20 protein-coding genes, 2 tRNA genes and 3 rRNA genes are annotated in these 26675 nt (G+C 44.4%); 12 read left to right on the plus strand and 13 right to left on the minus strand.

Annotated elements, in window-relative coordinates:
- Positions 1 to 27 precede the first annotated feature (27 nt).
- From JRG66_RS03445 to JRG66_RS03470, 6 genes are read left to right on the plus strand one after another with little or no spacing between them, the layout of a single operon-like run.
- On the plus strand, positions 28 to 1008 hold the full coding sequence (locus JRG66_RS03445; RefSeq protein WP_265164352.1) for a stage II sporulation protein M: 981 nt from the start codon (positions 28 to 30) through the stop codon (positions 1006 to 1008).
- Positions 983 to 1846 (plus strand): hypothetical protein, encoded by an 864-nt coding sequence (locus JRG66_RS03450; protein ID WP_265164353.1) that lies wholly within the window; start codon positions 983 to 985, stop codon positions 1844 to 1846. Before JRG66_RS03445 ends, JRG66_RS03450 begins: the two co-directional genes overlap by 26 nt.
- Before the next feature lie 2 nt (positions 1847 to 1848).
- A complete protein-coding gene (locus tag JRG66_RS03455; protein WP_265164354.1) occupies positions 1849 to 2595 on the plus strand; it encodes a hypothetical protein in 747 nt (248 codons plus the stop codon).
- Positions 2579 to 3778, plus strand: coding sequence for a DUF4350 domain-containing protein (locus tag JRG66_RS03460; protein ID WP_265164355.1), 1200 nt, complete (start codon positions 2579 to 2581; stop codon positions 3776 to 3778). The genes JRG66_RS03455 and JRG66_RS03460 overlap by 17 nt, the downstream gene beginning before the upstream one ends.
- Positions 3779 to 4777: an AAA family ATPase gene (locus JRG66_RS03465; protein WP_265164356.1), complete on the plus strand. Its 999-nt coding sequence runs from the start codon at positions 3779 to 3781 to the stop codon at positions 4775 to 4777.
- Between the two features lie 45 nt (positions 4778 to 4822).
- Positions 4823 to 6109, plus strand: coding sequence for a DUF58 domain-containing protein (locus tag JRG66_RS03470; protein WP_265164357.1), 1287 nt, complete (start codon positions 4823 to 4825; stop codon positions 6107 to 6109).
- Positions 6110 to 6185: 76 nt separating this feature from the next.
- On the opposite strand, the gene JRG66_RS03475 is transcribed toward JRG66_RS03470, so the two are convergent.
- The 8 genes from JRG66_RS03475 to JRG66_RS03510 are packed head-to-tail and all read right to left on the minus strand — an operon-like array spanning position 6186 to position 13190.
- Positions 6186 to 7499, minus strand: a complete 1314-nt coding sequence (locus JRG66_RS03475; RefSeq protein ID WP_265164358.1) for a cryptochrome/photolyase family protein — start codon at positions 7497 to 7499, stop codon at positions 6186 to 6188.
- Positions 7469 to 8251 carry a TspO-related membrane protein gene (locus JRG66_RS03480; RefSeq protein ID WP_265164359.1) on the minus strand — a complete coding sequence of 261 codons (783 nt, stop codon included), beginning with the start codon at positions 8249 to 8251 and terminating at the stop codon, positions 7469 to 7471. The genes JRG66_RS03475 and JRG66_RS03480 overlap by 31 nt, the downstream gene beginning before the upstream one ends.
- Positions 8248 to 8970 (minus strand): lycopene cyclase domain-containing protein, encoded by a 723-nt coding sequence (locus JRG66_RS03485; RefSeq protein WP_265164360.1) that lies wholly within the window; start codon positions 8968 to 8970, stop codon positions 8248 to 8250. The genes JRG66_RS03480 and JRG66_RS03485 overlap by 4 nt, the downstream gene beginning before the upstream one ends.
- A complete protein-coding gene (locus tag JRG66_RS03490; RefSeq protein ID WP_265164361.1) occupies positions 8970 to 9443 on the minus strand; it encodes a sterol desaturase family protein in 474 nt (157 codons plus the stop codon). Before JRG66_RS03490 ends, JRG66_RS03485 begins: the two co-directional genes overlap by 1 nt.
- Before the next feature lie 40 nt (positions 9444 to 9483).
- Positions 9484 to 9978 carry a hypothetical protein gene (locus JRG66_RS03495; RefSeq protein WP_265164362.1) on the minus strand — a complete coding sequence of 165 codons (495 nt, stop codon included), beginning with the start codon at positions 9976 to 9978 and terminating at the stop codon, positions 9484 to 9486.
- Complete coding sequence (locus tag JRG66_RS03500; protein WP_265164363.1) at positions 9975 to 10811, minus strand: phytoene/squalene synthase family protein; 837 nt, start codon at positions 10809 to 10811, stop codon at positions 9975 to 9977. Before JRG66_RS03500 ends, JRG66_RS03495 begins: the two co-directional genes overlap by 4 nt.
- Positions 10795 to 12291 carry a bifunctional phytoene desaturase/3,4-desaturase gene (gene crtID, locus JRG66_RS03505; RefSeq protein WP_265164364.1) on the minus strand — a complete coding sequence of 499 codons (1497 nt, stop codon included), beginning with the start codon at positions 12289 to 12291 and terminating at the stop codon, positions 10795 to 10797. The genes JRG66_RS03500 and crtID overlap by 17 nt, the downstream gene beginning before the upstream one ends.
- Before the next feature lie 2 nt (positions 12292 to 12293).
- On the minus strand, positions 12294 to 13190 hold the full coding sequence (locus JRG66_RS03510; protein ID WP_265164365.1) for a MerR family transcriptional regulator: 897 nt from the start codon (positions 13188 to 13190) through the stop codon (positions 12294 to 12296).
- 197 nt (positions 13191 to 13387) lie between these two features.
- Here JRG66_RS03510 and JRG66_RS03515 point away from each other — a divergent pair, with 197 nt between their 5' ends.
- Genes JRG66_RS03515 through JRG66_RS03525 form a run of 3 tightly spaced genes read left to right on the plus strand, consistent with a single transcriptional unit; the run spans position 13388 to position 16804 of the window.
- Entirely contained in the window at positions 13388 to 13609 is a 222-nt protein-coding gene (locus JRG66_RS03515; protein ID WP_265164366.1) for a DUF6095 family protein, read from the plus strand.
- 31 nt (positions 13610 to 13640) lie between these two features.
- The gene (locus JRG66_RS03520; protein WP_265164367.1) at positions 13641 to 16004 is read left to right on the plus strand and encodes a TonB-dependent receptor; all 2364 of its coding nucleotides are present in this window, start codon (positions 13641 to 13643) and stop codon (positions 16002 to 16004) included.
- A gap of 2 nt (positions 16005 to 16006) precedes the next feature.
- Complete coding sequence (locus JRG66_RS03525; RefSeq protein WP_265164368.1) at positions 16007 to 16804, plus strand: DUF4249 domain-containing protein; 798 nt, start codon at positions 16007 to 16009, stop codon at positions 16802 to 16804.
- A gap of 517 nt (positions 16805 to 17321) precedes the next feature.
- Here the strand turns inward: JRG66_RS03525 and rrf are convergent.
- From rrf to JRG66_RS03550, 5 genes are all read right to left on the minus strand, one after another.
- Positions 17322 to 17431: ribosomal RNA gene (gene rrf, locus JRG66_RS03530) — 5S ribosomal RNA — on the minus strand.
- 178 nt (positions 17432 to 17609) lie between these two features.
- A 23S ribosomal RNA gene (locus JRG66_RS03535) occupies positions 17610 to 20439 on the minus strand.
- A gap of 253 nt (positions 20440 to 20692) precedes the next feature.
- Positions 20693 to 20766, minus strand: a tRNA-Ala gene (locus JRG66_RS03540).
- 163 nt (positions 20767 to 20929) lie between these two features.
- Positions 20930 to 21003: transfer RNA gene (locus JRG66_RS03545), tRNA-Ile, on the minus strand.
- 208 nt (positions 21004 to 21211) lie between these two features.
- Positions 21212 to 22734: ribosomal RNA gene (locus tag JRG66_RS03550) — 16S ribosomal RNA — on the minus strand.
- The 16S, 23S and 5S rRNA genes sit together here with 2 tRNA genes alongside, the layout of an rRNA operon.
- Before the next feature lie 1064 nt (positions 22735 to 23798).
- On the opposite strand from JRG66_RS03550, the gene thrS reads away from it, so the two are divergent.
- The 3 genes from thrS (at position 23799) to rpmI (ending at position 26588) form a co-directional block, all read left to right on the plus strand.
- The gene (gene thrS / locus JRG66_RS03555; RefSeq protein WP_265164369.1) at positions 23799 to 25745 is read left to right on the plus strand and encodes a threonine--tRNA ligase; all 1947 of its coding nucleotides are present in this window, start codon (positions 23799 to 23801) and stop codon (positions 25743 to 25745) included.
- 58 nt (positions 25746 to 25803) lie between these two features.
- On the plus strand, positions 25804 to 26325 hold the full coding sequence (infC, locus tag JRG66_RS03560; protein WP_265165400.1) for a translation initiation factor IF-3: 522 nt from the start codon (positions 25804 to 25806) through the stop codon (positions 26323 to 26325).
- A gap of 65 nt (positions 26326 to 26390) precedes the next feature.
- Positions 26391 to 26588, plus strand: coding sequence for a 50S ribosomal protein L35 (gene rpmI / locus JRG66_RS03565; protein ID WP_265164370.1), 198 nt, complete (start codon positions 26391 to 26393; stop codon positions 26586 to 26588).
- Positions 26589 to 26675: the final 87 nt, after the last annotated feature.

The following is a 26675-nucleotide window of genomic DNA, read 5'->3' on the forward strand; positions in this document are numbered from 1 at the left end:
TGTTTCTTTGAGACAAAATAGCAAAGAATGCGCGAGGCCGCTTTTGTAAAGCAAAATAAGGATAAATGGCAAAGATTTGAAAGCGCCCTGCAAAATAATGTAGTTTTGCCTCCCGCCGAGCTGTCTACCCTCTACCTCGAGGTTACCGACCATTTGAGCTACGCCCAGACTTTTTATCCCGGCAGCAACACGCACAAATACCTCAACGGCCTGTCTTCAAAGGCTCACCAAAAGATTTACCGCAATAAAAAGGAATCCAGAAACAGGTTCCTCACTTTTTTTACTGAAGAATTCCCACTTGAATTTTACCAGTACCAAAAGCAGCTGCTGCTGGCTTTCCTGGTATTTGTATTATTTGTGGCCGCCGGAAGTTTTTCAGCCGCCAGTGACGGCGCTTTTGTACGGTCAATCCTGGGCGATGCTTATGTGAATATGACCCTTGAGAATATTGCCAGTGATGATCCCATGGCCGTTTACAAAAAAATGGGGGAAATGGAAATGTTCCTGGGAATCACCATTAATAACGTGCGGGTGGCTTTGATGGCTTTCGTCTTCGGAATTTTTGCCGGTTTGGGAACCCTGTTCATCATCATGCAAAATGCCATTATGCTGGGCTCATTTCAGTATTTCTTTTATGAAAAAGGCCTGCTTTGGGAATCGGTAAGGACCATCTGGATTCACGGAACCATAGAAATTTCGGTGATCATTGTTGCCGCCTGCGCCGGGCTGGTGGTTGGGAAAGGCATCCTCTTTCCGGGTACCTACTCCCGCCTCACTTCTTTCGTTAAAGGAATTAAAGCCGGGCTCAAGATCGTGATTAGCACCGTGCCCTTCTTTGTAGTCGCCGGATTTCTCGAAGGCTTTGTGACCCGACATACTGAAATGCCCGACTGGCTGGCGATCTTTATTATTGCCAGCTCCCTGTTGCTCATTCTGTTTTACTACGTCTTTTATCCAATTATTTTATATCGAAAAACACCAAATGCACCAACCAATCCAATTTCGTAAACAGCGTGAGCTGGGAGATATTATTTCAGATACCTTCAAATTCATCCGGGAAAATTTCAAACCCCTGTTCAGGGATATTTTTAAGATCACAGGCCCAGTTTTTGTGATCCTCATCCTGGGAATAGGTTATTACTCCTACCTGGGCCTTGATATTTTTTCAAATCCTTTTTTAGATGATACTTCGCAGATCAACATAGAAATGATGGTCATTTCAGTATTCATTATTTTCTCCGCCATGGTGGCATTTTACATACTCCTCTACAACACCGTGCTGCATTTCATTAAAAGCTACATGAATAATTCGGGGGTGGTAGATCATTCAGAAGTGGCAGGAGGCGTAAAAAATGACTTCGGAAAAATGCTGGGCCTTATGATATTAATAGGTATAATCACCGTTTTTGCGTTCTTTCTCTGCTTTTTCCCGGCAATCTATGTGTGGGTTCCCCTTTCACTGGCACCCGCAATGCTCGTTTTTGCCCGCACCTCGATCTTAGATTCCATCAGCTATTCCTTCAAACTTATCAAAGACAACTGGTGGAACACCTTTGCCACACTTTTTGTGATCACCCTGCTCATTTACCTCATTAGCCTTATATTCCAGTTTCCACTCATGCTCTACATGTTCATTAAAGGATTGACCATGGCCCAGGAAGGCAGTGTGGCAAATCCCGGCGATCTTATAGACTGGGTGTACGTGTTTTTTAACGTGCTTTCTTCCATCTTCCAGTACCTGCTTTCGGTGGTGGCCGTGGTGGCTTCGGCTTTTATCTATTACCACCTTGACGAAAAGAAGAATGCCACAGGTACTTACGAACGCATTTCAAACCTGGGGTCTTAAAAATGGCAAAATTCTTCCTCATTTTTTTCTTCGGAATAAGTCTTTCGGTAGTTGCCGGCGGGCTTGAAATCCCGATGCAATCTGCGGAAGAAGAGCTGGTGCCTTTAAATTTTTCCGAAGAAACCCTCAAAAAATTTAAACAAGACCCCGATTTCGATTATTCTGAAGCAGCAGCCGAAGATAACTGGTGGACGAGGTTTAAGCGGTATTTGGGCTTACAGTGGCAGCGGTTTATGGAGTGGATCTTTGGCGATTATAACGCCCCGCCCCTGCTCGCTTTTTTCCTCGAAATACTGCCTTACCTGTTACTCGGCCTGTTGCTTGCGCTTGTGCTTTACCTCTTCTCAAAACTGGCTCCCCAAAATGCCATTTTTGGCACCCCTGCCGGCGGAAATATACATTTTAGCGAAGAAGAAAAGATCATCAAGACCAGAGACATCAGGAAGATGATCGAAAAAGCCGTGGCAGCCAAAAATTACCGGCTGGCCATACGGTATCACTTCCTGTACATCCTTCAGCAATTATCGCGTAAGGAATTTGTGAGCTACAATGCAGCCAAAACCGATGAAGAATACCTGGCCGAAATTCAGGACCTACAACTTCGGAATAAATTTAAAAGGCTTAACCGCATTTATGATTTTGTGTGGTACGGAAATTTTACCACAACGACCGCAGATTATGAAAAGATCAAATCTGAATTCGTTAGCACCGAAACATTAATACAACCCCAGCATGAGCAAAGCCTATAAGATCACTCTCGCCCTGCTGGTCCTGCTGCTGGCTGTGCTCACCTGGCTGGAAGCAAATGAACCCGAACCCGTTAACTGGAGCCCCAGTTATGCGGCCGTAGACAAGAACCCGCTGGGTACAAAAGTGCTTTTTGAGAACCTGAAACAGCAAAACCTGGAGCTGCGGGAAGTGAAGGTGCCACCATACGAGTTCCTTAGTGATTCCACCATTAGCGGCACGTATTTTTTCCTGAACAACAGCCTCAGTTTTGACCAGCAGGAGCTAAAAAAGATCTTGAGCTGGGTAGCCCGTGGGAATACGGCATTTTTCATTGCCGAAAATTTCGGCCAGAACCTCCTGGACACCCTAAACCTGAAAATGGAGACCCTGGTTCCCCAAAAAGGCATTTCTTCCAAACCTTTGCTGAACCTCAAAGATGATGCACTAAAGAGCAGCAGCCCGTTCTTGTTTGATAAAGAGGCTTATCAGGATATTTTTATCACTTCAGATTCTTTACCTAAAGATGTGTTGGGAGTTACCCAGCTTCAGAAAGATTCAGCAAAAATTTCTGATCCAAAAATCAACTTTTTGAGAGATACGGTAGGAAAAGGAATGGTTTACCTGCACTCTACCCCTAAAGCCTTCAGCAATTATTTCCTGCTTCAGGATAAAAACGCCCGTTACGCTGAAAACGTGCTGGCCTATCTTCCCCCTCAAAAAACCTTTTTTTGGGACCATTACTACAAAACCGGCAAGACCTTTTACACCTCGCCGCTGTTTGTGATCCTTAACAGCAAAGCCCTTCGCTGGGCTTATTATTTTGTGATTATTGGAAGTCTGCTGTTCATCATTTTTGAAGGCAAGCGCAAGCAGCGCAGTATCCCGGTTATAGAACCCCTTAAAAATCAGACGCTCGATTTTACCCGCACTATCGCAGGTCTTTACCTTGATCGCGCAGATTATAAAAACATCACATCAAAAAAGATTAAGTTATTTTTGGAATATGTGCGCTCAAATTACCGGGTTGCGACCAACGAGCCAAACCCCGATTTTTATGAACGGGTGGCAGCAATGAGCGGCAACACCAAAAAAGATGTGGAAGAATTATGGCAACTCATGGAGAGACTTGAGAAAAAAAACCTGATTTCAAAAAAAGAATTGCTGGAGTTAAACAAGGCCATTTCGGCTTTTAAAAAGAACTAAATGGAAAACGAAGAACCAAAGAACGACGAGATCACTTTTGAGAACCGCATTCCGCTGGACGAATTAAAACAAGCCGTAGAAAGTTTGAAGGTCCAGCTTTCAGGAATCATCATAGGCCAGGAAAAGTTTATAGAACTTCTCATTGTGGGCCTGCTCGCCGATGGGCATGTTCTTATTGAAGGGGTTCCCGGGGTGGCAAAGACCATCACCGCAAAATTGTTTGCCAAAACCCTCAAAACAGGTTTTAGCAGGATACAATTTACCCCCGACCTTATGCCCAGTGACGTGCTGGGGACTTCGGTACTCAACTCCAGGACTTCAGACTTTGAGTTTAAACCCGGCCCCGTGTTTTCGAACATAGTTCTTATAGACGAAATTAACCGCGCCCCGGCCAAGACCCAGGCCGCCCTTTTTGAAGTAATGGAAGAGCGACAAATCACCATAGATGGCACCCGGCACAGCATGCCACCGCCATTTATGGTCATTGCCACCCAAAACCCCATTGAGCAGGAAGGAACTTATGCGCTGCCCGAAGCCCAGCTGGACAGGTTCCTCTTTAAGATCAAAGTAGATTATCCTTCTATGGAAGAAGAAGTTGAGATCTTACAGTCCCACCACGAGCGGCAGGGAGTTGCTCCGCAGGACACGATCGAAGCTGTGCTCGACCCCGAAAAACTCCGTCTGCTTCGTGAGCAGATCCAGGGAATAAGAATAGAAAAGAAACTGCTGGGCTATATCGCCGAAGTGATTGGCAAAACCAGGAACCACCCGCATTTGTACCTGGGTGCTTCCCCCCGGGCTTCCATTGCCGTGATGAATGCCTCAAAGGCAGTAGCAGCTGTAGACGGACGGGATTTTGTAATCCCCGAAGACATTAAAAAAGTTCTCGAACCGGTGCTGGGCCATCGCATCATTTTGTCTCCCGAGCGTGAAATGGAAGGCAGTACAACAGCCGGGGTCATTGATATGATCACTCATTCTGTAGAAATCCCGAGATAATTGGTACATTTCTTCAAGTCACTATACCTCCATCAACGGTTCTTTGTGATCGTTTTTAGCCTTGCGGCAGGTTTCCTGTTTTCCTATTGGCTGCCGTGGCTCTATCCGGTATTGTGGGTTTTTAGTTTGATCTTTCTCCTCGTTACGCTGGCCGATATGGTCATACTTTTTAAAAGCCCGGGAATTAAAGCCGAAAGAATTCTGCCCGACAGGTTTTCAAACAGTGACGAAAATAAATTGGAAATTTTACTTCGGAATATCTATGGTTTTAAAACCAGAATTGAAGTTATAGACGAGATCCCGGTACAGTTCCAGAAAAGGGATTTTTCACACCTCCTGGAATTGGCTTCCGGAAGTTCAAAATCTTTTAATTATTCGCTGCGGCCGGTAGAGCGCGGGGAATATTTCTTCGGAAATTTAAACGTATTTGCATCGAGTCCGTTGAAACTGGTACGCCGCCGCAAAAAATTCGGAAAAGAGCAGATGCTGAAAGTTTATCCGTCGTTTGTTCAGATGAAAAAATATGATTTTTTGGCGATAGACAAAAAGATCTCCCAACCCGGTCTCAAAAAGATCAGGAAGATTGGGCATACCATGGAGTTTGAGCAAATTAAAGATTATGTAACGGGAGACGATATGCGCAGCATAAACTGGAAAGCCACTGCCAAACAGGGCAACCTCATGGTGAACCAGTACCAGGATGAGCGTTCACAGCCCGTTTACTCGGTGATAGATACCGGCCGAACCATGAAAATGCCATTTCACAACCTCAAGCTGCTCGATTATGCCATTAACAGTGCACTGGCCTTTTCCAACATTGCATTAAAGAAAAAAGACAAAGCAGGATTGATCACCTTCTCCAACAAAATGGAAAAGATAGTTCCTGCAAGTTCCAAAAAAGCCCATTTGAACCTGCTTCTCGAATCGCTCTACAACGTGAACACCCAGTACCGGGATGCCGACTTCGGACTTTTGTACACGCATATAAACCGACGGCTGGCACAGCGAAGCCTGCTCCTGCTGTATACCAATTTTGAGCACCTAAGCGCATTGCACCGGCAAATGCCTTACCTTAAAGCCTTAGCGAAAAAACACCTGCTTGTAGTTATCTTTTTTGAAAATGTAGAGCTGGAAACCTTCATTAGTGCTGAAGCCAAAAAAGTCACCGATATCTTTAACCAGACCATCGCGGAACAATTTAGCTACGACAAGCGCCTGATGGCAAAAGAACTTCAAAAACATGGTATCCAGACTGTTTTAACCCGCCCCGAAGATCTTACGGTAAATACCATCAACAAATACCTGGAGATCAAAAAAAGGGGAATTTTGTAATTAGACGGGAGACGAGAGAATTTTATGTAGTAAAGACCTGAAATTACTATAATTTATAAATTTTCAAATCCTCAAATCAACTCAATGCCTTCTTGTAAGTCTCCAAGGCCCGTGCCCTTGCAAATTTGTGATCAACGATAGGTTCAAGGTAGCCGGCCCTAAAATCTTTGATCCAGGTTTTTACGTATTCCAGTTTAGGGTCGAATTTTTTCAGTTGGGATTCGGGGTTGAAAATCCGGAAATATGGGGCAGAATCACAGCCTGTCCCGGCTGCCCATTGCCAGTTCCCGTTGTTGGACGCCAGCTCGTAATCCAGGAGTTTTTCAGCAAAATAGGCCTCTCCCCAACGCCAGTCTATCAAAAGATGCTTACACAAAAAACCGGCCACCACCATGCGCACCCGGTTGTGCATCCACCCGGTCTCATTTAACTGCCGCATGCCTGCATCAACGAGGGGATAACCGGTTTCTCCCCTGCACCAGGCTTCAAACTCTTTCTCATTGTTCCGCCACTGGATACGGTCGTACTTTCTTCGGAAATTATGCTGCTCTACATGAGGAAAATGGTAAAGGATCATCATGAAGAACTCGCGCCATATAAGTTCGTTGAGCCAGGCCTCATTCTGTTGCAGCGCCTGTTTCACCAGGTGACGGATGCTTACAGTGCCAAACCTTAAATGTACACCGGCCCTGCTGGTGCCATCAATGTAAGGCAGGTCCCTGTTCTTGTGGTAGTGCTTTATTAATTCTTCCGAAAGATCTGCTTCGGCAACTTCAGGATCTGTGGTCTCAAACCCAATTTCAGCTAAAGAGAGGATTGGTTTATTTGGCTTTTTTAGCAGCTTAGGCAAATAATCTTCCGAAGGAAAACCTGGAACTCCATTTTGCTGCAACTGTTCTTTCCATTTCCTGGAATAGGGTGTAAAAACAGTATAAGGAGTGCCATTTGGCTTCAGGACTTCTTCTTTTTCAAAGATCACCTGGTCTTTATAGCTGTGAAACTGAACATGATGAGCTAAAAGAAAATCTGAAACTGCCTTATCCCTGCTTCGGGCATAGGCTTCATAGTCGTGATTGGTATAAACCTCTCTCACCGGGTATTCAAAAATGAGCTTTTCAAATGCCTTTTCCGGCAGGTCATGCAGCACAAACAGGCTAGCCCCGAACTGAGATAATTCAGCATTAATTTTCTCCAGTTGCCGATGGATGAATGCTACGCGCCGGTCTTTTTTCTGCGGAAGGCTTTGGAGGATTGCAGGGTCAAAAATGAAAATCACCTGCACCGGAAGGCCGCTTTTAAGGGCGTGGTAGAGCGCAGTATTGTCAAACAACCGCAAATCCCTTCGCAGCCAGCAAACCGCTATGCCTTCTTCTCCTTCATTTTTTGCCATGGCGAGTATTTTCTATTCTTGTATCCGTGGATGCTACTACTTATAAAAAGTACGGCAGCAGCAGCTACAGCTGTATAAAAAATAAGAGGTTCATCCCCTTTGTTGGCAACCCCTACAGCGACCAGCCCCCAAACTCCCACGAGGGCGAATTCCCTCATATTGCGTATCCAGGTAATTAGGAGATTAATGATTGTAGCTACAAAGATCATTATGAGGGTCCACAATACTTCTGAGATTCCGAAGCCATTCCAGCCAATGTCTGTAAGGTAAGCAGCGGTATTTGCTATTAAAGCCACGGTGATCCAGCCCGAATAGAGGGAAAAAGGCCACCAGAGAAAAGCAATTTCTGAAACCGGCTTGTCGTCGAGCTCCATCCTGGTCTTGAAAACAATGACCAGCAGCGAAATGAGAAGTAGTGCCATCACCAGTACCGAAAGCCCTGTGAGATGGTTTAGCCACGCAAAGATCCAGCTGATATTAAGAAGACAGGAGATCACGAACCACCAGCCTATGGTGGCTGCTATTTGCCTGCCTCGAGTGGTGGCAATTTGGTAGGTGACAAATCCTGCAAGCCCCAGGTAGATCAATCCCCAAATGGAAAAAGCATATCCGGCAGGTGTGAACAGGTTTTCATATTCTTCAGAAACGGACCCCATGGTTTCGCCGTTGATCGCCCCGGTATTGGAGAGATAATTGAGCCCCACCATAAGCAGGAATGCTATAATATTTGCGATTTGTAAAGTCTTATTCATAATAGTGTGGTTTTTAAATTTGCGGCTGCGACAGCTTTTCTTCGGTTTAGAAGGTACCTGTAGATGAGCAGGTTCATCAGGATCAATTCGGCACCGTAAAAAGCATCTTCCACAGGAATGGTGCCTACACGAAAGTTCATGAATTCTTCAGCATTGTACCACACCACGGGTTGCTCGATCCAGCTTCCGGTAAGTACGCCGTTCACGATGAAAAATGGAATTAACAGCACGGCATAGATCACGTAAAATCTGGTTAGCCATGAAATCTTCAGAATAAACTGCGCGTACAAAAGTAAAAGTGCAAAACTTATAAAGGTGGTAGCCGTATAAGCTCTTGAGAAGAAAATAATCCCGAAAATAAGCAGGAACGCTATAAGACAAAGGCTGATGATTTTCTGCATTTTTGGGCCTCCGGTTTTCTTCAGGAACAAATCGAGACAGTGAAAAGTAAAGACACAGGCATACGGAATACAAAAAAAGAACAGCACCTCTTCTACTGGAAGGTTGCCAATTTGAAGGCCTGTGAGGTAGCGTTCGTTGAAACCCCACATGCCGAGCTGGGTGAACAGCATATCCCAAAGCACAAAAATGAGCCCGGTAAGAAACACAGCCGGAAAAAAAGCGCCCCAGGTTTTGTGAAACTTCAGTTTAGGGTGAAAAGAGAACAGGAATGGAATGATGATGGTAAAAAAATTGACCAGCAGGTAAGTGTATTGCATCAGGCTGTTTTTCTTTGTCTTTGTTCCCTAAAATATTTTAACGGCACCCATAACATTCCGAAGCATTCCCCGTCGTCTTTGCCAATGTGTTTGTGGTGCATTTTATGCGCGCGGCGAATGGCTTTAAAATATGCATTATCTGCCTTGCGCAGCAGCTTGAACCTTTGATGAATAAAGATGTCGTGAACAAAGAAGTATGCCATCCCGTACAAAGTGATCCCCAGGCCTATCCAGAAAAGAAAGTTATAGCCTGCTTCCATGCCCAGGTAAAGGCAAAGAATGCCGGGAATTGCGAAAATGAGGAAGAAGAAATCGTTGTGTTCAAAAAAGCCTTTTGACTCTTTTTTGTGGTGATCTTTGTGGAGGGTCCAGAGCACCCCGTGCATGATATATTTATGGGTAAACCAGGCGACCCCTTCCATGGCAAGAAAAGACGCCAGAACGATAAGAAAATTTATAAGTATTGTTTCCATAATCTTTTATTGTTAGTCCAATTTACTGAATTTCAACCGGCTAATCCAATTTTTCTTTTTCTGCGGAAGTGAGGCCTTTTGAAGTTTTGAGGTAATTGATGATCATTTTTTGAAGCACCGCATCTTTGATCTTGCCTACCCCGTTAAGCAACAGGCGTTTGTCTTCCTCGAGATTATCTCTGTAGCCCAGAAAACCCGGGGCTTCGGCCTGAACGGCAAACCTCAGAAACCGGAGTTCGAGGTTATCTTTATCGGCTGCAATAGCAGAACCCAGGATTTCCTTGCCTTTATTAAAATGTGACATCTTCTTAAAAGGGTTGCCCACATGCTTGGCCATCATCATGTGCCCGGCAGCTTTGTAGCCCATCATCACAGGATTCGTAAAAGCATTTGCTTCTGAAATCTTCAAAAGTCTCTTTGCCGCCGCTTCACTTTCTACCGCCCGGCTGTACTGGCTTCTCGCTTCTGAAAGCTCTTTTTCCTGCGCAAAGATTCCGCCGGTTACCAGCAGTAAGATCATCATAATATTTCTCAAACCATTCTCATTTTACATTCCAACAAACTATTGATCATCAAACCAACCTTTCTCCCATTGTTTATTCTTATCCTGCCTGAAAGTACCCGTTTTGCCGGCAGTCTTTTGATCTTTTTGAACAAAGATTGGTAATAGACATAAGCGAGATAAACACCGCCTTTTGATGAAGCCGGCAGCATTTTAATACCTTCAAGCGCAATTCTGAAGTCTTCTTCAATTTCCTGTTCGATTTGTTTTTTAGCTTCCACCGAGAAGTTCTCCATATCAACACCCGGAAAGTAAGTTCTGCCCAGTACGTGATAATCGTCTTTAAGGTCGCGTAAAAAGTTCACTTTTTGAAAGGCGGCACCAAGTTTCATCGCATAAGGTTTAAGCTGTGCAAACATCTCTTTATCGCCGTCTGTAAAGACATGAAGGCACATAAGCCCCACCACCTCGGCCGATCCTAAAATATACTGCTGGTATTTTTCATCGGTATAATCCACTTTTTGAAGATCCATTTCCATGCTCTGTAAAAAAGTTTCTATAAGCTGCGTATCTATATCGTACTGATGCACCACCTCCTGGAAAGAATTAAGGATAGGGTTTGTCGAGATCTTAAACTGGAGAGCTTCATAAGTATCTTCACGAAATTTTTTAAGAAGGTATTCCTGGTCAAAGCCTTCAAAACTGTCTACGATCTCATCGGCAACTCTCACAAATCCGTAGATAGCGTAAATAGGGTCACGCAGCCGGTTGTGCAAAAAATAGATTCCAAGGGAAAAACTGGTACTGTAGGAGCGCGTAGTGAGGCGGCTCACCTGTACCGATAGATCATCATACAGTGACTTCATACTTCTTCTTTTTTAGTTCCTTAATAACTTGTTCTGCCGCAATTTTGCCCGAAATAAGCGAGGGGGGCACACCCGGCCCGGGAACGGTAAGTTGCCCTGCATAAAAAAGGTTACGGAGTTTTTTGTTCCTTATCTTGGGCTTTAAAATGGCAGTTTGTTGCAGGGTGTTGGCCAGCCCGTAAGCGTTCCCTTTATAGGAGTTGTAATCTTCAATAAAATTGGAGACACAATAGCTCTCTTTATAATCGATATTTCGGGCAATTTTTCGTCCAATTTGCTTTTCCAGCCTCCTGATCATGATCTGAAAAAATTTCTCACGAGTGGACTCTTCATCTTTTAAACCCGGTGCCAGAGGCATGAGCAGGAAAAGGTTTTCATGGCCTTTAGGAGCTACGTTATCATCGGTTCGAGAGGGGCAGCACACATAGAACAAAGGCTTTTTCGGCCATTTTGGCTCCTTATAGATCTCTACGGAATGATCGAAAAGATCTTCATCAAAAAAGAGGGTATGGTGCTCTAACTCCGGAATTCTTTCTGAAATTCCGAGGTAATAGATAAGACAGGAAGGGGCAAAAGTCTTCTTTTTCCAATATTTTTCGCTGTAATTCTGATGTTCCTTCTGAAGCAGTTTTTCTTCGACATGATGATAATCGGCAGCTGCGACCACAGCATCAAAATCTATTTTTTCTCCGTGTACTTTGAGGCCGTGTACGGTCTTATCTGATGCGATGATCTGCTCTACGGGCGAATCATAATGAATTTGCACTCCTTTGGCCCGGGCAACTTTCACCATCGCCTCAATCACACTTCCAAAGCCACCCTGCGGGTACCAGGTACCCAATTTGAGCCCGGCATAGTTCATAAGGCTGTAAAGAGCAGGTGTATCCTGGGGCATGGCACCCAGGAACAACACAGGAAATTCCATGAGGGCAATAAGTTTGGGGTCCTGAAAATATTTGCGCACATGCTTGCTGAAGGAAGAAAAAACCTGCAACCGCATAGCACCTTTTATAAGGTCCAGATCTACGAATTCTGTAAGGGAAATCCCCGGCATATACACCAGCCTCTCCATACCCTGCTCGTATTTATACCGGGCTTCTTCCATGAATTTGTCGAGTTTGGCGGCACTTCCGGTTTCAATATTCTCAAAAAGCTCCCGTAACTGATTGTAATTTTCGGGTATGCTCAATTTTTCATTCTGCGGAAAAACAACCTCAAAAGAAGGATTTAGAAGGTCGAGTTTATAAAGATCCTGCACTTTGTACCCAAAGTCGCCAAAGAATTTTTCAAAAACATCGGGCATCCAGTACCAGCTTGGGCCCATGTCGAAAGTATAACCGCTGGAGGTTTTTAGCTGCCTGGCCCTTCCGCCTGCACTGCCATTTTTTTCAAACAGGTGCACCTCGTGCCCTGCTGCCCCCAGATAAGAAGCTGCACTCAAGCCTGAAAAACCTGCTCCTATAATTGCTATTTTTGACATCTTTAGGCTACTTTGATTTGTTTTAGTTCACGTTGCAGGTCTTCTACTTTTGCAATTTTCACCAGGTTCTCACTGGTCGAAATTTCTTCGGAATCTGTCGCCCTGCCTGCCACAAAAATCTTTCTTTGCCCTGCCACCTGCTTAAGCTGCTTTAGGTATGCTTCAATATATTCGGGTAAATTACAGCGCACCATGAAGAGTAACAGGTTCTCAATATGGAGATCATTAAGGCATTTCTCTACTGAAGCCAAAGGCACATTTGCCCCCAGGTAAATCACGTTTCTGCCCCTGCTCCTCAATAAAAAGTTGGAAAACAGAAGCCCAAGTTCATGAAATTCATCTTCGGGTAAGAACAGCAACCAGGGTTCTCCCCCTTCTGTAGTTGCCGGCATGGAATCTATTGCGGTAAACATTTTTTGTCGCAAAAGATTGGAAATAAAATGCTCCTGGGAAGGAGGAATATCATCTACAGACCACATAAGGCCAATTCGATCTAACATGGGGCAAATAATTTCCATATACATCTTTTCAAGGCCAAACTTTAAAAGGCAGTGAGAAAAGACCTTTTCAAAATTAGCTTCGTCATAGTCCATTCCGGCAGCAATAAGCTGGTTGATGAAATACTGATAATCATTCTCTACCCCGGCTTTTTTTTCATACTCCATTCTCATCCGGTAGAGTTCTTCATCACTAAGTGCACAGAGTTTGGAAATTTTATTTCCGGTAGGCAGTAAAGCAACTATATTAAGTAGCCTTCGCAACTGCTCGCCGTCATAGTAGCGCGTATTCCCTTCAGATCGGTGAGGCTTAAGCGCATTATAGCGCTTCTCCCAAATACGGATGGTATGAGGTTTTATTCCTGAAAACTGGGAAAGCTGACTTATGGAGAACTGATCCATTGTTTAAATATTTTAACCCAAAATTAAACATAAAATGTTTTGATATATGTTAATTCTGGATTAATATTACCGAAAAATATTTGTACACCCGGATATCCCCGATACCTGTACCGATCTAAATATATGAAAATAAGACTTTTGAAAGGAACAGACTTATCAAAAGAAATTTTGTAAAGGAATAATTATCTTTGAGAAATATGAAACACACGAACAAAAGCCTGTTGCTAAAAGGGCTTAAATTTCTCGCCGGCGCACTACCTCTAAGCTTTTTGGGGCCTGTAGTACTCTTTAGTTCCTTTAAAAACACAGATAACCCCTGGTTTCTCCCGGTTCTTTTTTTCGCATTGATCGCTATGGCCGCAGCCATTTACCTCATGTTTAAGGGAATAAACACCGTAATGAAAGCGCTGTTTGATTAGGTGTCAAAAATGACAATTTAAAAATACTTTCTTGAAAAAATTACTCTTCTTCTCTTTGCTCCTCTCCTGCATTCCGCTGTGGGCACAGGAAACCCTTGTGATCAATGGCGTGGTAAAAGACGCCCAAAATAACGAGACGCTGGCAGGGGTAAATATCCTTTTTCCTGAACTACAAACGGGAACCGTAACCAATGACTACGGATTTTACTCCATTAAGGTTCCTGCAGGCCGCCATAATATGGAGGTGTCTTACCTGGGATACCAGTCGGTTTCACAAAGGATAGATGTGCAAAAAGACATGAACCTGAACTTTCAGCTAAGTACGGCGGCGCAAGACCTGGAAGAGGTGGTGATCACCGGTGACAGTGAGCGGCTCAACATCAGAAAACCGGAAATGAGTGTGAATAAGCTTGAAATCGCTACTATTCAGAAACAACCGGTGGTTTTTGGAGAGGTAGATATTGTAAAATCGCTGCTTTTGCTGCCGGGAGTTTCAAATGCCGGCGAGGGTTCTTCAGGTTTCAACGTGCGTGGCGGTGCAGCAGATCAAAATCTTATATTGCTTGATGAAGCCACAATTTATAACTCCAGTCACCTCTTCGGGCTATTTTCAGTATTTAACCCCGATGCCATAAAAAACCTGAAGCTCTATAAGGGGGGCATACCGGCCAACTATGGCGGCAGGGTATCTTCTGTACTTGATATTTACCAAAAAGACGGCAACAGCCGTGAATTTGAGGCTAACGGCGGAATTGGCCTCATTTCAAGCAGGCTGCTGGCGCAGGGGCCAATTGAGAAGGACAAAAGCTCATTTTTGATAGGGGGCCGAAGCAGTTATGCCCACCTCTTTCTTAAACTTACAGACAATGAGAATTCTGCTTACTTCTACGACCTGAATACCAAACTTACTTTCAGGCTTGATCAGAATAACAGCATTTTGTTCTCCGGCTACTTTGGAAGAGACGTGTTTAATTTAAGCGACAGTTTTAATAACATTTATGGGAATTCCGTTTTTAACCTGAGGTGGAACCATGTGCTAAGGGATAATATTTTTAGCAACCTCTCTTTAATTTACAGCGATTACTACTACGGACTCACCTTGGATTTTGTGGGATTCAACTGGAACAGCGGGATTAAAAATTTCAATTTAAAGTACGACCTTGACCATTATCTCAACAGGAGCTTAAGCCTGGATTATGGAATTCACTCTACCTGGTATGAGTTCAATCCGGGGGAAATAGAACCCAACTCGCCTGCTTCAGGAATCATTCCGAGAGAACTTATCAAGAAATACGCCCTGGAATCGGCGGTATATTTATCGGTAGAGCATACAATTACAAAAAAGCTTTCCGCAGAATACGGCCTTAGGTACAGCAACTTTTTGAGAATGGGACAGGACGGGCTCAATCTTTATGCTGAAGAACCTGTGGTTTACAATGAGAGATTCGGCATTTACCAGGAGGCAGATCCCGTAAGCGTCAAGACTTCTAATAAAGGAAAAGTGGAACGCTCATTCGGGAACCTTGAACCCCGGCTTGCCCTGGCCTATTCTTTTGCCGAAAATCAAAGTGTAAAGCTGAGCTACAACCGGATGACCCAATACCTGCACCTCATTACCAATACCAGTTCACCAACCCCACTTGATGTGTGGACGCCCAGTGGCAAATACATTGAACCCCAGTCTCTGGACCAGGTAGCGGCAGGATATTACCGCAATTTTGCCAATGAGGAATATTCACTGGAGCTAGAAGGCTATTACAAAGAACTGAGAAACCGGCTAGATTATATAGACGGCGCAAACCTTATTGCCAACGATGCCATAGAGCAGGTGATTTTATCGGGGGAAGCCAGGGCTTATGGTGCAGAATTACTGCTGAAAAAGAATAAGGGAAAATTTACCGGCTGGCTCGCCTATACCCTGTCAAAGTCTGAACAGCGCACCCCCGGGAGAACCCCGTCTGAACCCGGAATAAACAATTCGGAATGGTATGCCACGGCTTATGACAAAACCCATGACGTATCGCTGACTGCCACTTATGAACTGAGTCAAAAATGGGATTTTAGCGCCAATTTTATTTATCAAACCGGTTTGCCAACCACCTATCCTACCGGACAATATCTTTTTGAAAACATGACCATCCCGGTGTATTCCAGCCGAAACAGCAACAGGCTACCAGACTATCACCGGCTCGATATTTCGGCTACTTATACTCCTAAAAAGAGACCGGGGAAAAGCTACAGTTCTTCCTGGAACTTTGGCCTGTATAACGTGTATGCCCGCAAAAATGCGCTCTCCATTAATTTTAGGGAAAATGACGACACTTCAATGAATGAAGCTGTACGGCTTTCGCTCTTTGGAATTGTGCCTTCTGTGACCTACAATTTTAAATTTTGAAGATGAAAAAGATTAGTTTTATACTGCTGCTTATAATGTTCACCTCATGCGAAGATGTGATAGATGTTGAGTTGGAAGAATCTGAACCCAGGCTGGTCATTGAAGCATCTTTGGTGTGGAATGATGAAGAGGAAACCAGCATACAAAGCGTTAAACTTACCACCACAGCCCCTTATTTTGATAATGAAGTACCACCGGTAACCGGCGCTAGAGTTAAGGTTACTTCGGAAACAGGGCAGGTATACCTTTTTGAAGAGGTAGGCGAAGGTATTTACCAGAACGATGACATTACTCCTGAAGAAAACATCACTTACCAGCTTGAGGTGCTCTATGAAAACGAAGTCTACACTGCCACGGAAGAATACTATACAACTCCCGACCTATTGTTCGTAGAACAGGAACTAGGAGGTTTTTCGGGCGATGAGTATGAGTTTAAGGTATTTTATGAAGATCCAGAAGATGCAGTGAATTTTTACTTTTTTAGATACCTGAACGAGCAATATTCACTCCAGATCTATAATGATGAATTTACAAACGGCAACCAGACATTCGCATTTTTTAGCGATGAAGATGCCGAAGAAGGCGATTTGGTACTTTTTGAAATTCAGGGAATTTCTGAAGGATTTTACGACTATATGTTTATTTTGCGATCTCAGGCTGGTAACTCCAACGGCGGTCCTTTTCAAACCCAGCCCAGCATAGTGAGAGGCAACATTATAAACCAGACAAATCCCGAAAATTTCCCCTTTGGATACTTCCGCCTTTCAGAAGTCGATACCCTCTCCTATGAAGTAAATTAGGCACAGATAAGAAATAGCAGATTTAAAATCTCACTAATAGCTTAGGATAGGTGACCCAGAATTTAAAACATTAACCTAAAAAGACAATGGCCTAAAGTCCCGTTTTCTTTGTTCTATTTAATTTGATTTAACCTGTGTTTTAATAAGCTGCTATAGAATTTGATGGCATCTAGGTGTGCCAACTTCATCGCCAATTACTACAACAACATCCTCCACAGAGGTAGAGCTTTTACCATTATCATCTCTATAACAGGATTAAACCTGCAATGCCTTTAATTTCGTGTTCTGCTGTGATTCCCGGATGCATTTCAAGACTCTTCTCCGGAAGACAATGATTCAAAATTCAAAATTTAAGGTTCGTTAAACTTTAGCATTTTTGAAGACAGGGAGGCTAAAATTTGGTTTATACCAAAGATAAAAATGTTCTTGATCCGGTATCAGGGCTCCCACGAGATGCACAGTACGAAGTATTAAGATAAAAAAAAAGACCCTTACATTTCTGTAAGGGTCTTCTAAAGAAAGGCGGCGACATACTCTCCCACAAGATAGCAGTACCATCTGCGCTAACGGGCTTAACTTCTCTGTTCGGAATGGGAAGAGGTGAGCCCCGTTGCTATAACCACCTTAAATCGTTAGTATGGCAGTGTTCAGTGATCAGTTGGCAGTAGCCTTTTGATTACTTACTGGATGTCATACCTAATGAGTTGACATAATTGGAAAATAAAAATTGAGATTAACATGTCTTTTGAGCAAAGGTCATTTAAAGCTTTAGGTTTTCCTTTCCGGCCCTTGCGAGCCGGAAAGTGCACTAAGCTATACGGATTATTAGTATCACTCGGCTGTGACATTACTGCCTTTACACCTGTGACCTATCAACGTGGTGGTCTCCCACGATCCTTTAAAGAAATCTCATCTTGTGGTGGGTTTCGCGCTTATATGCTTTCAGCGCTTATCCCTTCCCAACGTAGCTACCCAGCAGTGCTCCTGGCGGAACAACTGGTACACCAGAGGTTGGTCCAACTCGGTCCTCTCGTACTAGAGTCAGATCCACTCAAATTTCTAACGCCCACTGTAGATAGAGACCGAACTGTCTCACGACGTTCTGAACCCAGCTCGCGTGCCACTTTAATGGGCGAACAGCCCAACCCTTGGGACCTTCTCCAGCCCCAGGATGTGACGAGCCGACATCGAGGTGCCAAACCCCCCCGTCGATGTGAGCTCTTGGGGGAGATCAGCCTGTTATCCCCGGAGTACCTTTTATCCTTTGAGCGATGGCCCTTCCATGCGGAACCACCGGATCACTATGCTCTACTTTCGTACCTGATCGACCTGTATGTCTCTCAGTCAAGCTCCCTTATGCCATTGCACTCTACGCACGGTTACCAAGCGTGCTGAGGGAACCTTTAGAAGCCTCCGTTACTCTTTTGGAGGCGACCACCCCAGTCAAACTACCCACCAAGCACTGTCCTTCCAATGGAAGTTAGGCTTCAAACAAGTAAAGGGTGGTATTTCAACAATGACTCCACAACCCCTGGCGAGGCTGCTTCAACGTCTCCCACCTATCCTACACATCACTTGTCCAAAGTCAATACTAAGCTATAGTAAAGGTTCACGGGGTCTTTTCGTCCCACAGCGGGTAATCGGCATCTTCACCGATACTACAATTTCACCGAGCTCATGGCTGAGACAGTGTCCAGATCGTTGCACCATTCGTGCAGGTCGGAACTTACCCGACAAGGAATTTCGCTACCTTAGGACCGTTATAGTTACGGCCGCCGTTTACTGGGGCTTCAATTCAATGCTTCGCAAAAGCTAACATCTCCTCTTAACCTTCCAGCACCGGGCAGGTGTCAGACCCTATACGTCATCTTTCGATTTAGCAGAGTCCTGTGTTTTTGATAAACAGTCGCCTGGACCTTTTCACTGCGGCCCACATCTCTGTGGGCGACCTTTCTCCCGAAGTTACAGGTCAATTTTGCCTAGTTCCTTAGCCATGAATCTCTCGAGCACCTTAGAATTCTCATCCCAACTACCTGTGTCGGTTTGCGGTACGGGCTGCTTTGCTCGCTTTTCTTGGAAGTCGATATTCAGGATTATCACCGCCGCCGAAGCTTGGGTGTACTATCGGGGTGTTACCACTCCCTTCAACGCACTATTCCGTCAGTGCGCACCTAATTCTCGCCTCCGTCACTTTTAACGCAAAGCAGGTACCAGAATATTAACTGGTTGTCCATCGACTACCCCTTTCGGGTTCGCCTTAGGCCCCGACTAACCCTCAGCTGATTAGCATAGCTGAGGAAACCTTAGTCTTTCGGTGTGCGGGTTTCTCGCCCGCATTATCGTTACTTATGCCTACATTTTCTTTTGTAACCGCTCCAGCAACCCTCGCAGATCACCTTCTACGCTGTTACAATGCTCCCCTACCACTCACAACTTATGTTGTAAATCCATAGCTTCGGTAGTATGTTTATGCCCGATTATTATCCATGCCGAACCGCTCGACTAGTGAGCTGTTACGCACTCTTTAAATGAATGGCTGCTTCCAAGCCAACATCCTAGCTGTCTAAGCAGTTCAACCGCGTTTTTTCAACTTAACATACATTTGGGGACCTTAGCTGATGGTCTGGGTTCTTTCCCTCTCGGACATGGACCTTAGCACCCATGCCCTCACTGATTAACAACATTTTATAGCATTCGGAGTTTGTCAGGAATTGGTAGGCGGTGAAGCCCCCGCATCCAATCAGTAGCTCTACCTCTATAAAACTAATTAATCGCTGCACCTAAATGCATTTCGGGGAGTACGAGCTATTTCCGAGTTTGATTGGCCTTTCACCCCTACCCTCAGGTCATCCCAAGACTTTTCAACGTCAACGGGTTCGGTCCTCCACTATGTGTTACCACAGCTTCAACCTGCCCAAGGGTAGATCACACGGTTTCGCGTCTAACACTACCAACTAAAGCGCCCTGTTCAGACTCGCTTTCGCTACGGCTCCAGGTCTTAAACCCTTAACCTCGCTGGCAACGTTAACTCGTAGGCTCATTATGCAAAAGGCACGCCGTCACCCAAAAGGGCTCCGACCGCTTGTAAGCGTATGGTTTCAGGATCTATTTCACTCCGTTATTCACGGTTCTTTTCACCTTTCCCTCACGGTACTGGTTCACTATCGGTCTCTCAGGAGTATTTAGCCTTAGCGGATGGTCCCGCCAAATTCATACAGGGTTTCTCGTGCCCCGCACTACTCAGGATACCACTATGGTTTATGATCTTTACCTATACCGGGCTATCACCGTCTATGGCCGCTCTTTCCAAAGCGTTCTAGTTCATTACACAACCAATGTCGTGGTCCTACAACCCCAGCAGGCCCGTAAGCCTACTGGTTTGGGCTAATGCGCGTTCGCTCGCCACTACTAGCGCAATCACTATTGTTTTCTTCTCCTCCGGGTACTTAGATGTTTCAGTTCTCCGGGTTCGCCCTCCTTGCGGAGTAACATACCTTCAGTATGCTGGGTTGCCCCATTCGGATATCTGCGGATCAACCTGTATGTGCCAGTCCCCGCAGCTTTTCGCAGCTTATCACGTCCTTCATCGCCTCTGAGAGCCTAGGCATTCCCCATACGCCCTTATTTAGCTTAGGTGCTTTTACCTAATATGCTCTTGCAAGTTATGAGTTATGAGTGCAGAGTTATAAAACTCCCTTCCCAATCCCTCAAAACTTAAAAATATAATTTGCTCTATCTATAATCTTACAACTATAGAAATTTTTATGTTTCTCGTATTCTTATTTTCCAATATGTCAATGAACGTTGTCGCGAGTCGCGACAGACAATAAATTATCTATCACTTCGCATGCAATACTCTTAAGATTTTCATCTCAAGGCATTGCCTTGTGGAGAATATCGGAGTCGAACCGATGACCTCCTGCGTGCAAGGCAGGCGCTCTAGCCAGCTGAGCTAATCCCCCATTTCCCAGTTGTGAGTGATGAGTTGTGAGTTATGAGTTGATAACCCGCAATAACTCGCTCCTAGAATTTCCTTTTCAATACTTTTTAATGAACTTTTTGCCTCAAGCCAAAACTCTGAACTCAGAACTTTTAACTCTTAACTATCGCGCTCTGCGCGATTCGTAGTCTCAGGCAGACTCGAACTGCCGACCTCTACATTATCAGTGTAGCGCTCTAACCAGCTGAGCTATGAGACTGCAATTTTATTGTATAGTGTATACTGTCTATTGTATATTGAAATGACCTTTACAAGATCCCTTTACATTATACATTCTACAAAATACATTATACAGTAAAAAATTAAATTGACAGTGAATTAAGACCAAAAGAAGTCTTTTACTTCATTTGTAAAAAGGCTCCTTATGTCGTAATTGTGTTTTGCCTTATAAGAGGCAAAAACTCTAGAAAGGAGGTGTTCCAGCCGCACCTTCCGGTACGGCTACCTTGTTACGACTTAGCCCCAGTTACCAGTTTTACCCTAGGCGGCTCCTTGCGGTGACCGACTTCAGGTACCCCCAGCTTCCATGGCTTGACGGGCGGTGTGTACAAGGCCCGGGAACGTATTCACCGCATCATGGCTGATATGCGATTACTAGCGATTCCAGCTTCACGGAGTCGAGTTGCAGACTCCGATCCGAACTGTGATAAGGTTTATAGATTCGCTCCTGGTCACCCAGTGGCTGCTCTCTGTCCTTACCATTGTAGCACGTGTGTGGCCCAGGACGTAAGGGCCGTGATGATTTGACGTCATCCCCACCTTCCTCACGGTTTGCACCGGCAGTCTGGCTAGAGTTCCCGACATGACTCGCTGGCAACTAACCACAGGGGTTGCGCTCGTTATAGGACTTAACCTGACACCTCACGGCACGAGCTGACGACAACCATGCAGCACCTTGTAACTTGCCCGAAGGAAAAGGTGTTTCCACCCCTGTCAAGCTACATTTAAGCCCTGGTAAGGTTCCTCGCGTATCATCGAATTAAACCACATGCTCCACCGCTTGTGCGGGCCCCCGTCAATTCCTTTGAGTTTCATTCTTGCGAACGTACTCCCCAGGTGGGTTACTTATCACTTTCGCTTAGCCACTCAACCCTCAATTAGGTCAAACAGCTAGTAACCATCGTTTACGGCGTAGACTACCAGGGTATCTAATCCTGTTCGCTACCTACGCTTTCGTCCATCAGCGTCAGTAAATTATTAGTGATCTGCCTTCGCAATCGGTATTCTATGTAATATCTATGCATTTCACCGCTACACTACATATTCTAACCACTTCATAATTACTCAAGGTATGCAGTATCAATGGCAGTTCTACAGTTGAGCTGCAGACTTTCACCACTGACTTACAAACCCGCCTACGGACCCTTTAAACCCAATGATTCCGGATAACGCTTGGATCCTCCGTATTACCGCGGCTGCTGGCACGGAGTTAGCCGATCCTTATTCATACGGTACCGTCAAGCCTCTTCACGAAGAGGTGTTTCTTCCCGTATAAAAGCAGTTTACAACCCATAGGGCAGTCTTCCTGCACGCGGCATGGCTGGATCAGGCTCTCGCCCATTGTCCAATATTCCTCACTGCTGCCTCCCGTAGGAGTCTGGTCCGTGTCTCAGTACCAGTGTGGGGGATCTCCCTCTCAGGACCCCTATCTATCGTAGCCATGGTAAGCCGTTACCTTACCATCTAGCTAATAGAACGCATACTCATCTTTTACCGCCGAAACTTTAATCATTCAAGTGATGCCACTAAATGATACTATGGGATATTAATCCGGGTTTCCCCGGGCTATGCCCCTGTAAAAGGTAGATTGTATACGCGTTACGCACCCGTGCGCCGGTCGCCACCATCCGAAGACGTGCTGCCCCTCGACTTGCATGTGTTAAGCCTGCCGCTAGCGTTCATCCTGAGCCAGGATCAAACTCTTCATCGTTAAATCTTATATACTTTAACAACTACTAAAGGAATTCCTCTTTTTCAAGACCATTAATGATCTATCAAAGCTCAAAACGTTCTTCTAGTCTTAATTCTTATTTTGCATTTGTTGCTAATTAAAACAACATACGCGCTGTCAATTCAATATGTCAATGAACTCGGACCCCTCCGCCTTTCGGCACCTCCCCTTAGAAAGGGGAGGATCATTCCGTATAATTGGAAGGATCGTCTTGTGAAATAAAAGGAGTTGAACCTTTTCTATTATTACCCTAACCCGGGATTCCTTTTCAATATTTTTTCTGAACTTTCGCTCTCTCTCAAAGCGGCTGCAAATGTACAAGCTTTTTTAAAACTGGCAAGAAAAAAATTTTATTTTTTTTCAGCACCCCTGAAGTTAACTTTTCGCAAAAGAGGATGCAAACTTACAACCTTTTTACCCCAACTTCAAAATGTTTTTTAGAGAACTTTTTCGACTTTCTTACAACTCAAGGTTGCCTCTAAAAGCGGATGCAAAGATAAAACCAATTTCCTTTACAATCCAAGATAAAATTCAAAAAAATTTCAGAGAACTTATTTGCTTTGATCCTTTGCTACATCTAGGCTCAGCCATTGCTCCCCCTACTCCGTCACTCCCTCTCAAAGCGGCTGCAAATATACAACCGAATTTCAATCCCGCAAGCCTCAACCAAAAATATTTTAAGCTTTTTTTGACATTTTAAACCTCCCGGAAACTAAGGTGCTGAAAATGATATTTTTGAAGGTAGAGGTACGAAGGTAGAATTTAGAAGTAAAAACTAAGATTGGGTGTCAGAAAAGGTATTGCTCCTAATAGTACATCCAAAAAATTCTAAAGTCGCACATCTACTTTCGTACTTCCCAACATTTTGCGTTAGCGGGTGAAGCGGCAGCCCCCGATAGCTATCGGGGCTACAGCGGAACACGCGACTCCACCTTTGCCGAAGGCTATGGTGGAGGAACGCCCAAGAAAATATACTACTTATATAGTATAGTATTGTAAAGCAAATGCTAACCTGTTATCTTTGCAGACCTAATTAGAGTTTTATGATAAAGATTACGTTGCCCGATGGCAGTATCAAAGAGTTTGAAAACGGCACTACCCCAATGGAGGTGGCAAAAAGCATTAGCGAAGGCCTGGCCCGCAATGTGATTTCGGCAAAGTTCAACAATACAGTGGTTGAAACATCCACTCCTTTAAATACCGACGGCAGCCTTACTTTATATACCTGGAACGACCCCGAGGGAAAAAAGGCTTTTTGGCACTCTTCTTCCCACGTGATGGCACAGGCAATCCAGGATCTTTATCCGGGGGCAAAACTTACCATAGGACCGGCTATTGAAAATGGCTTCTATTATGACGTGGATTTTGGAGAGCAAAAGATCTCTGAAAACGACTTCAAAAAGATTGAAGACCGCATGCTGGAAATTTCCAGGGGGAAGCACGACTTCCAGATGAGAGAGGTTTCCAAGCAGGAAGCTCTTGATTTCTATAAAAAAGAAAATAACCCGTTCAAGGTTGAACTTATTGAAAACCTTGAAGACGGAACAATCACCTTCTGCGACCATGACACCTTTACAGATCTTTGCCGCGGCGGCCACCTTCCCAACACCGGCGTGATAAAAGCAGTGAAACTGATGAGTGTTGCAGGTGCATACTGGAGAGGCAATGAAAAGAATCCGCAGCTTACCAGAGTCTACGGAATTTCATTTCCAAAGCAAAAAGACCTCAAGGAATATCTCGAAATGCTGGAGGAAGCTAAAAAGAGGGATCACCGTAAATTAGGTCGTGAGCTGGAACTTTTTACTTTTTCACAAAAGGTTGGACAGGGGTTACCTTTATGGCTCCCAAAAGGTGCTGCTTTGAGAGAGCGTCTTGAAAACTTTTTGAAAAAAGCCCAGAAGAAAGCCGGCTACGAGATGGTGGTCACTCCGCATATTGGGCAAAAAGAACTTTATGTTACTTCCGGTCACTATGCAAAATATGGGGAAGACAGCTTTCAGCCTATAAAAACTCCGAATGAAGGAGAGGAATTTTTGCTGAAGCCCATGAACTGCCCGCACCACTGCGAGATTTACAACCACGGACACTGGAGCTACAAGGATCTTCCGAAGCGGTTTGCCGAATTCGGAACTGTTTATCGTTACGAGCAGAGTGGAGAATTACACGGACTTACCCGCGTACGCGGATTTACCCAGGATGACGCCCACATTTTTTGTACCCCGGACCAATTGGATTCTGAATTCAAAAAAGTGATCGACCTTACATTATATGTATTCAGTTCCCTCGGATTTGAAGATTTCACTGCCCAGGTTTCTTTAAGAGATCCTGAAAATAAAGAAAAATATATAGGATCTGACGAAAACTGGGACAAGGCTGAAAATGCCATCGTCAATGCAGCCAAGGAGAAAGGGCTTAACTATGTTGTGGAAACCGGCGAAGCCGCATTTTATGGCCCCAAGCTCGACTTCATGGTGAAAGATGCTCTTGGCAGACAATGGCAGCTTGGTACTATTCAGGTAGATTATAATTTACCTGAAAGATTTGACCTTACCTATAAAGGAAGTGACAATGAAATGCACCGGCCGGTGATGATCCACCGTGCTCCTTTTGGCAGTATGGAACGCTTTGTGGCTGTGCTACTGGAAAATACGGGCGGAAACTTCCCGCTGTGGTTGATGCCAGAGCAGGCTATTATACTCTCCCTCAGCGAGAAATACGAAAAATACAGCCAAAAAGTTTTAAATTCGCTGGAAAATCACGAAATTCGCGCCCTTGTAGACAACCGGAATGAGACCATTGGTAAGAAAATCCGGGGAGCAGAAGTGAGCAAGATTCCGTATATGCTGATTGTTGGAGAACAGGAGGCAGAAAACGGAACGGTTTCTGTACGTAAACACGGGGAAGGCGATCTTGGCAGTATGACTGTTGAAGAATTCGCCGAACTAATAAAAAAGGAAGTAAATAGTACTTTACAATCATTTGAAGTTTAACCAAAATTTTTGAGCCATAGCAATACGTAGAAAAAGAACCAAAAGACCTCTTAGAGAAATCAAAGAAGATCCGCACCGAATTAACGGAAAGATTCGCGCGGAAGAAGTTCGCCTTGTAGGCGACAACGTGGAAATGGGTGTGTACCCTACCCGTAAAGCATTAGCCATTGCCGAAGAACAGGAGCTTGACCTGGTGGAGATCTCTCCCAATGCCAATCCTCCCGTTGCTAAAGTAATGGACTATAAAAAGTTTCTCTACGAACAGAAAAAGCGTGACAAGGCATTAAAGGCCAAAGCAACCCAGGTGGTTGTTAAAGAGATACGTTTTGGTCCTAATACAGACGATCACGACTATGAGTTTAAGAAAAGGAACGCAGAAAAATTCCTTAAAGACGGAGCGAAATTAAAAGCTTTCGTATTCTTTAAAGGACGTTCTATTGTGTTTAAAGAACAGGGAGAGATCCTTTTACTGCGCCTTGCTACCGATCTTGAAGAACTTGGAAAGGTAGAGCAAATGCCAAAACTTGAAGGGAAACGTATGACCATGTTCATCTCCCCCAAGAAGACCAAATCAAAATAATTTCTGCAGCCTTAAAAATTTGCAGATTTAAGATAATAAGTGAGATAATTTAAAAGAAGGACAGAATGCCTAAGATGAAAACAAAATCCAGTGCCAAGAAGCGTTTCAAGCTTACCGGTACCGGAAAGATCAAAAGAAAGCATGCGTTTAAAAGTCACATCTTGACAAAGAAGACTAAAAAACAAAAGCTCGCGCTGACTCACAGTACTTTAGTACATGAAGCAGACGAAAAGAATATCAAACTTCAATTGCGAATGTTGTAATTGAACCTTTGATGGTTTACCAAATTTAATAACCCTGGAGTCAGGCAACTTAAAGTTAGATTTTAAAAGTTAGATTTTAGAACAGAA

Source organism: Salinimicrobium tongyeongense (genome assembly GCF_026109735.1).
In the GTDB taxonomy this organism is placed as follows: Bacteria; Bacteroidota; Bacteroidia; order Flavobacteriales; family Flavobacteriaceae; genus Salinimicrobium; species Salinimicrobium tongyeongense.

Bases quoted from the DNA above. Each gene is read 5' to 3' on its own strand.
- rpmI (WP_265164370.1), top strand. From the start codon at position 26,391: ATGCCTAAGATGAAAACAAAATCCAGTGCCAAGAAGCGTTTCAAGCTT.
- JRG66_RS03455 (WP_265164354.1), top strand. From the start codon at position 1,849: ATGGCAAAATTCTTCCTCATTTTTTTCTTCGGAATAAGTCTTTCGGTA.
- JRG66_RS03450 (WP_265164353.1), top strand. From the start codon at position 983: ATGCACCAACCAATCCAATTTCGTAAACAGCGTGAGCTGGGAGATATT.
- JRG66_RS03475 (WP_265164358.1), bottom strand. From the start codon at position 7,499: ATGGCAAAAAATGAAGGAGAAGAAGGCATAGCGGTTTGCTGGCTGCGA.
- JRG66_RS03515 (WP_265164366.1), top strand. From the start codon at position 13,388: ATGAAACACACGAACAAAAGCCTGTTGCTAAAAGGGCTTAAATTTCTC.
- JRG66_RS03445 (WP_265164352.1), top strand. From the start codon at position 28: ATGCGCGAGGCCGCTTTTGTAAAGCAAAATAAGGATAAATGGCAAAGA.
- JRG66_RS03480 (WP_265164359.1), bottom strand. From the start codon at position 8,251: ATGAATAAGACTTTACAAATCGCAAATATTATAGCATTCCTGCTTATG.
- JRG66_RS03490 (WP_265164361.1), bottom strand. From the start codon at position 9,443: ATGGAAACAATACTTATAAATTTTCTTATCGTTCTGGCGTCTTTTCTT.
- JRG66_RS03500 (WP_265164363.1), bottom strand. From the start codon at position 10,811: ATGAAGTCACTGTATGATGATCTATCGGTACAGGTGAGCCGCCTCACT.
- crtID (WP_265164364.1), bottom strand. From the start codon at position 12,291: ATGTCAAAAATAGCAATTATAGGAGCAGGTTTTTCAGGCTTGAGTGCA.
- JRG66_RS03460 (WP_265164355.1), top strand. From the start codon at position 2,579: ATGAGCAAAGCCTATAAGATCACTCTCGCCCTGCTGGTCCTGCTGCTG.
- JRG66_RS03465 (WP_265164356.1), top strand. From the start codon at position 3,779: ATGGAAAACGAAGAACCAAAGAACGACGAGATCACTTTTGAGAACCGC.
- JRG66_RS03525 (WP_265164368.1), top strand. From the start codon at position 16,007: ATGAAAAAGATTAGTTTTATACTGCTGCTTATAATGTTCACCTCATGC.
- JRG66_RS03485 (WP_265164360.1), bottom strand. From the start codon at position 8,970: ATGCAATACACTTACCTGCTGGTCAATTTTTTTACCATCATCATTCCA.
- thrS (WP_265164369.1), top strand. From the start codon at position 23,799: ATGATAAAGATTACGTTGCCCGATGGCAGTATCAAAGAGTTTGAAAAC.
- JRG66_RS03510 (WP_265164365.1), bottom strand. From the start codon at position 13,190: ATGGATCAGTTCTCCATAAGTCAGCTTTCCCAGTTTTCAGGAATAAAA.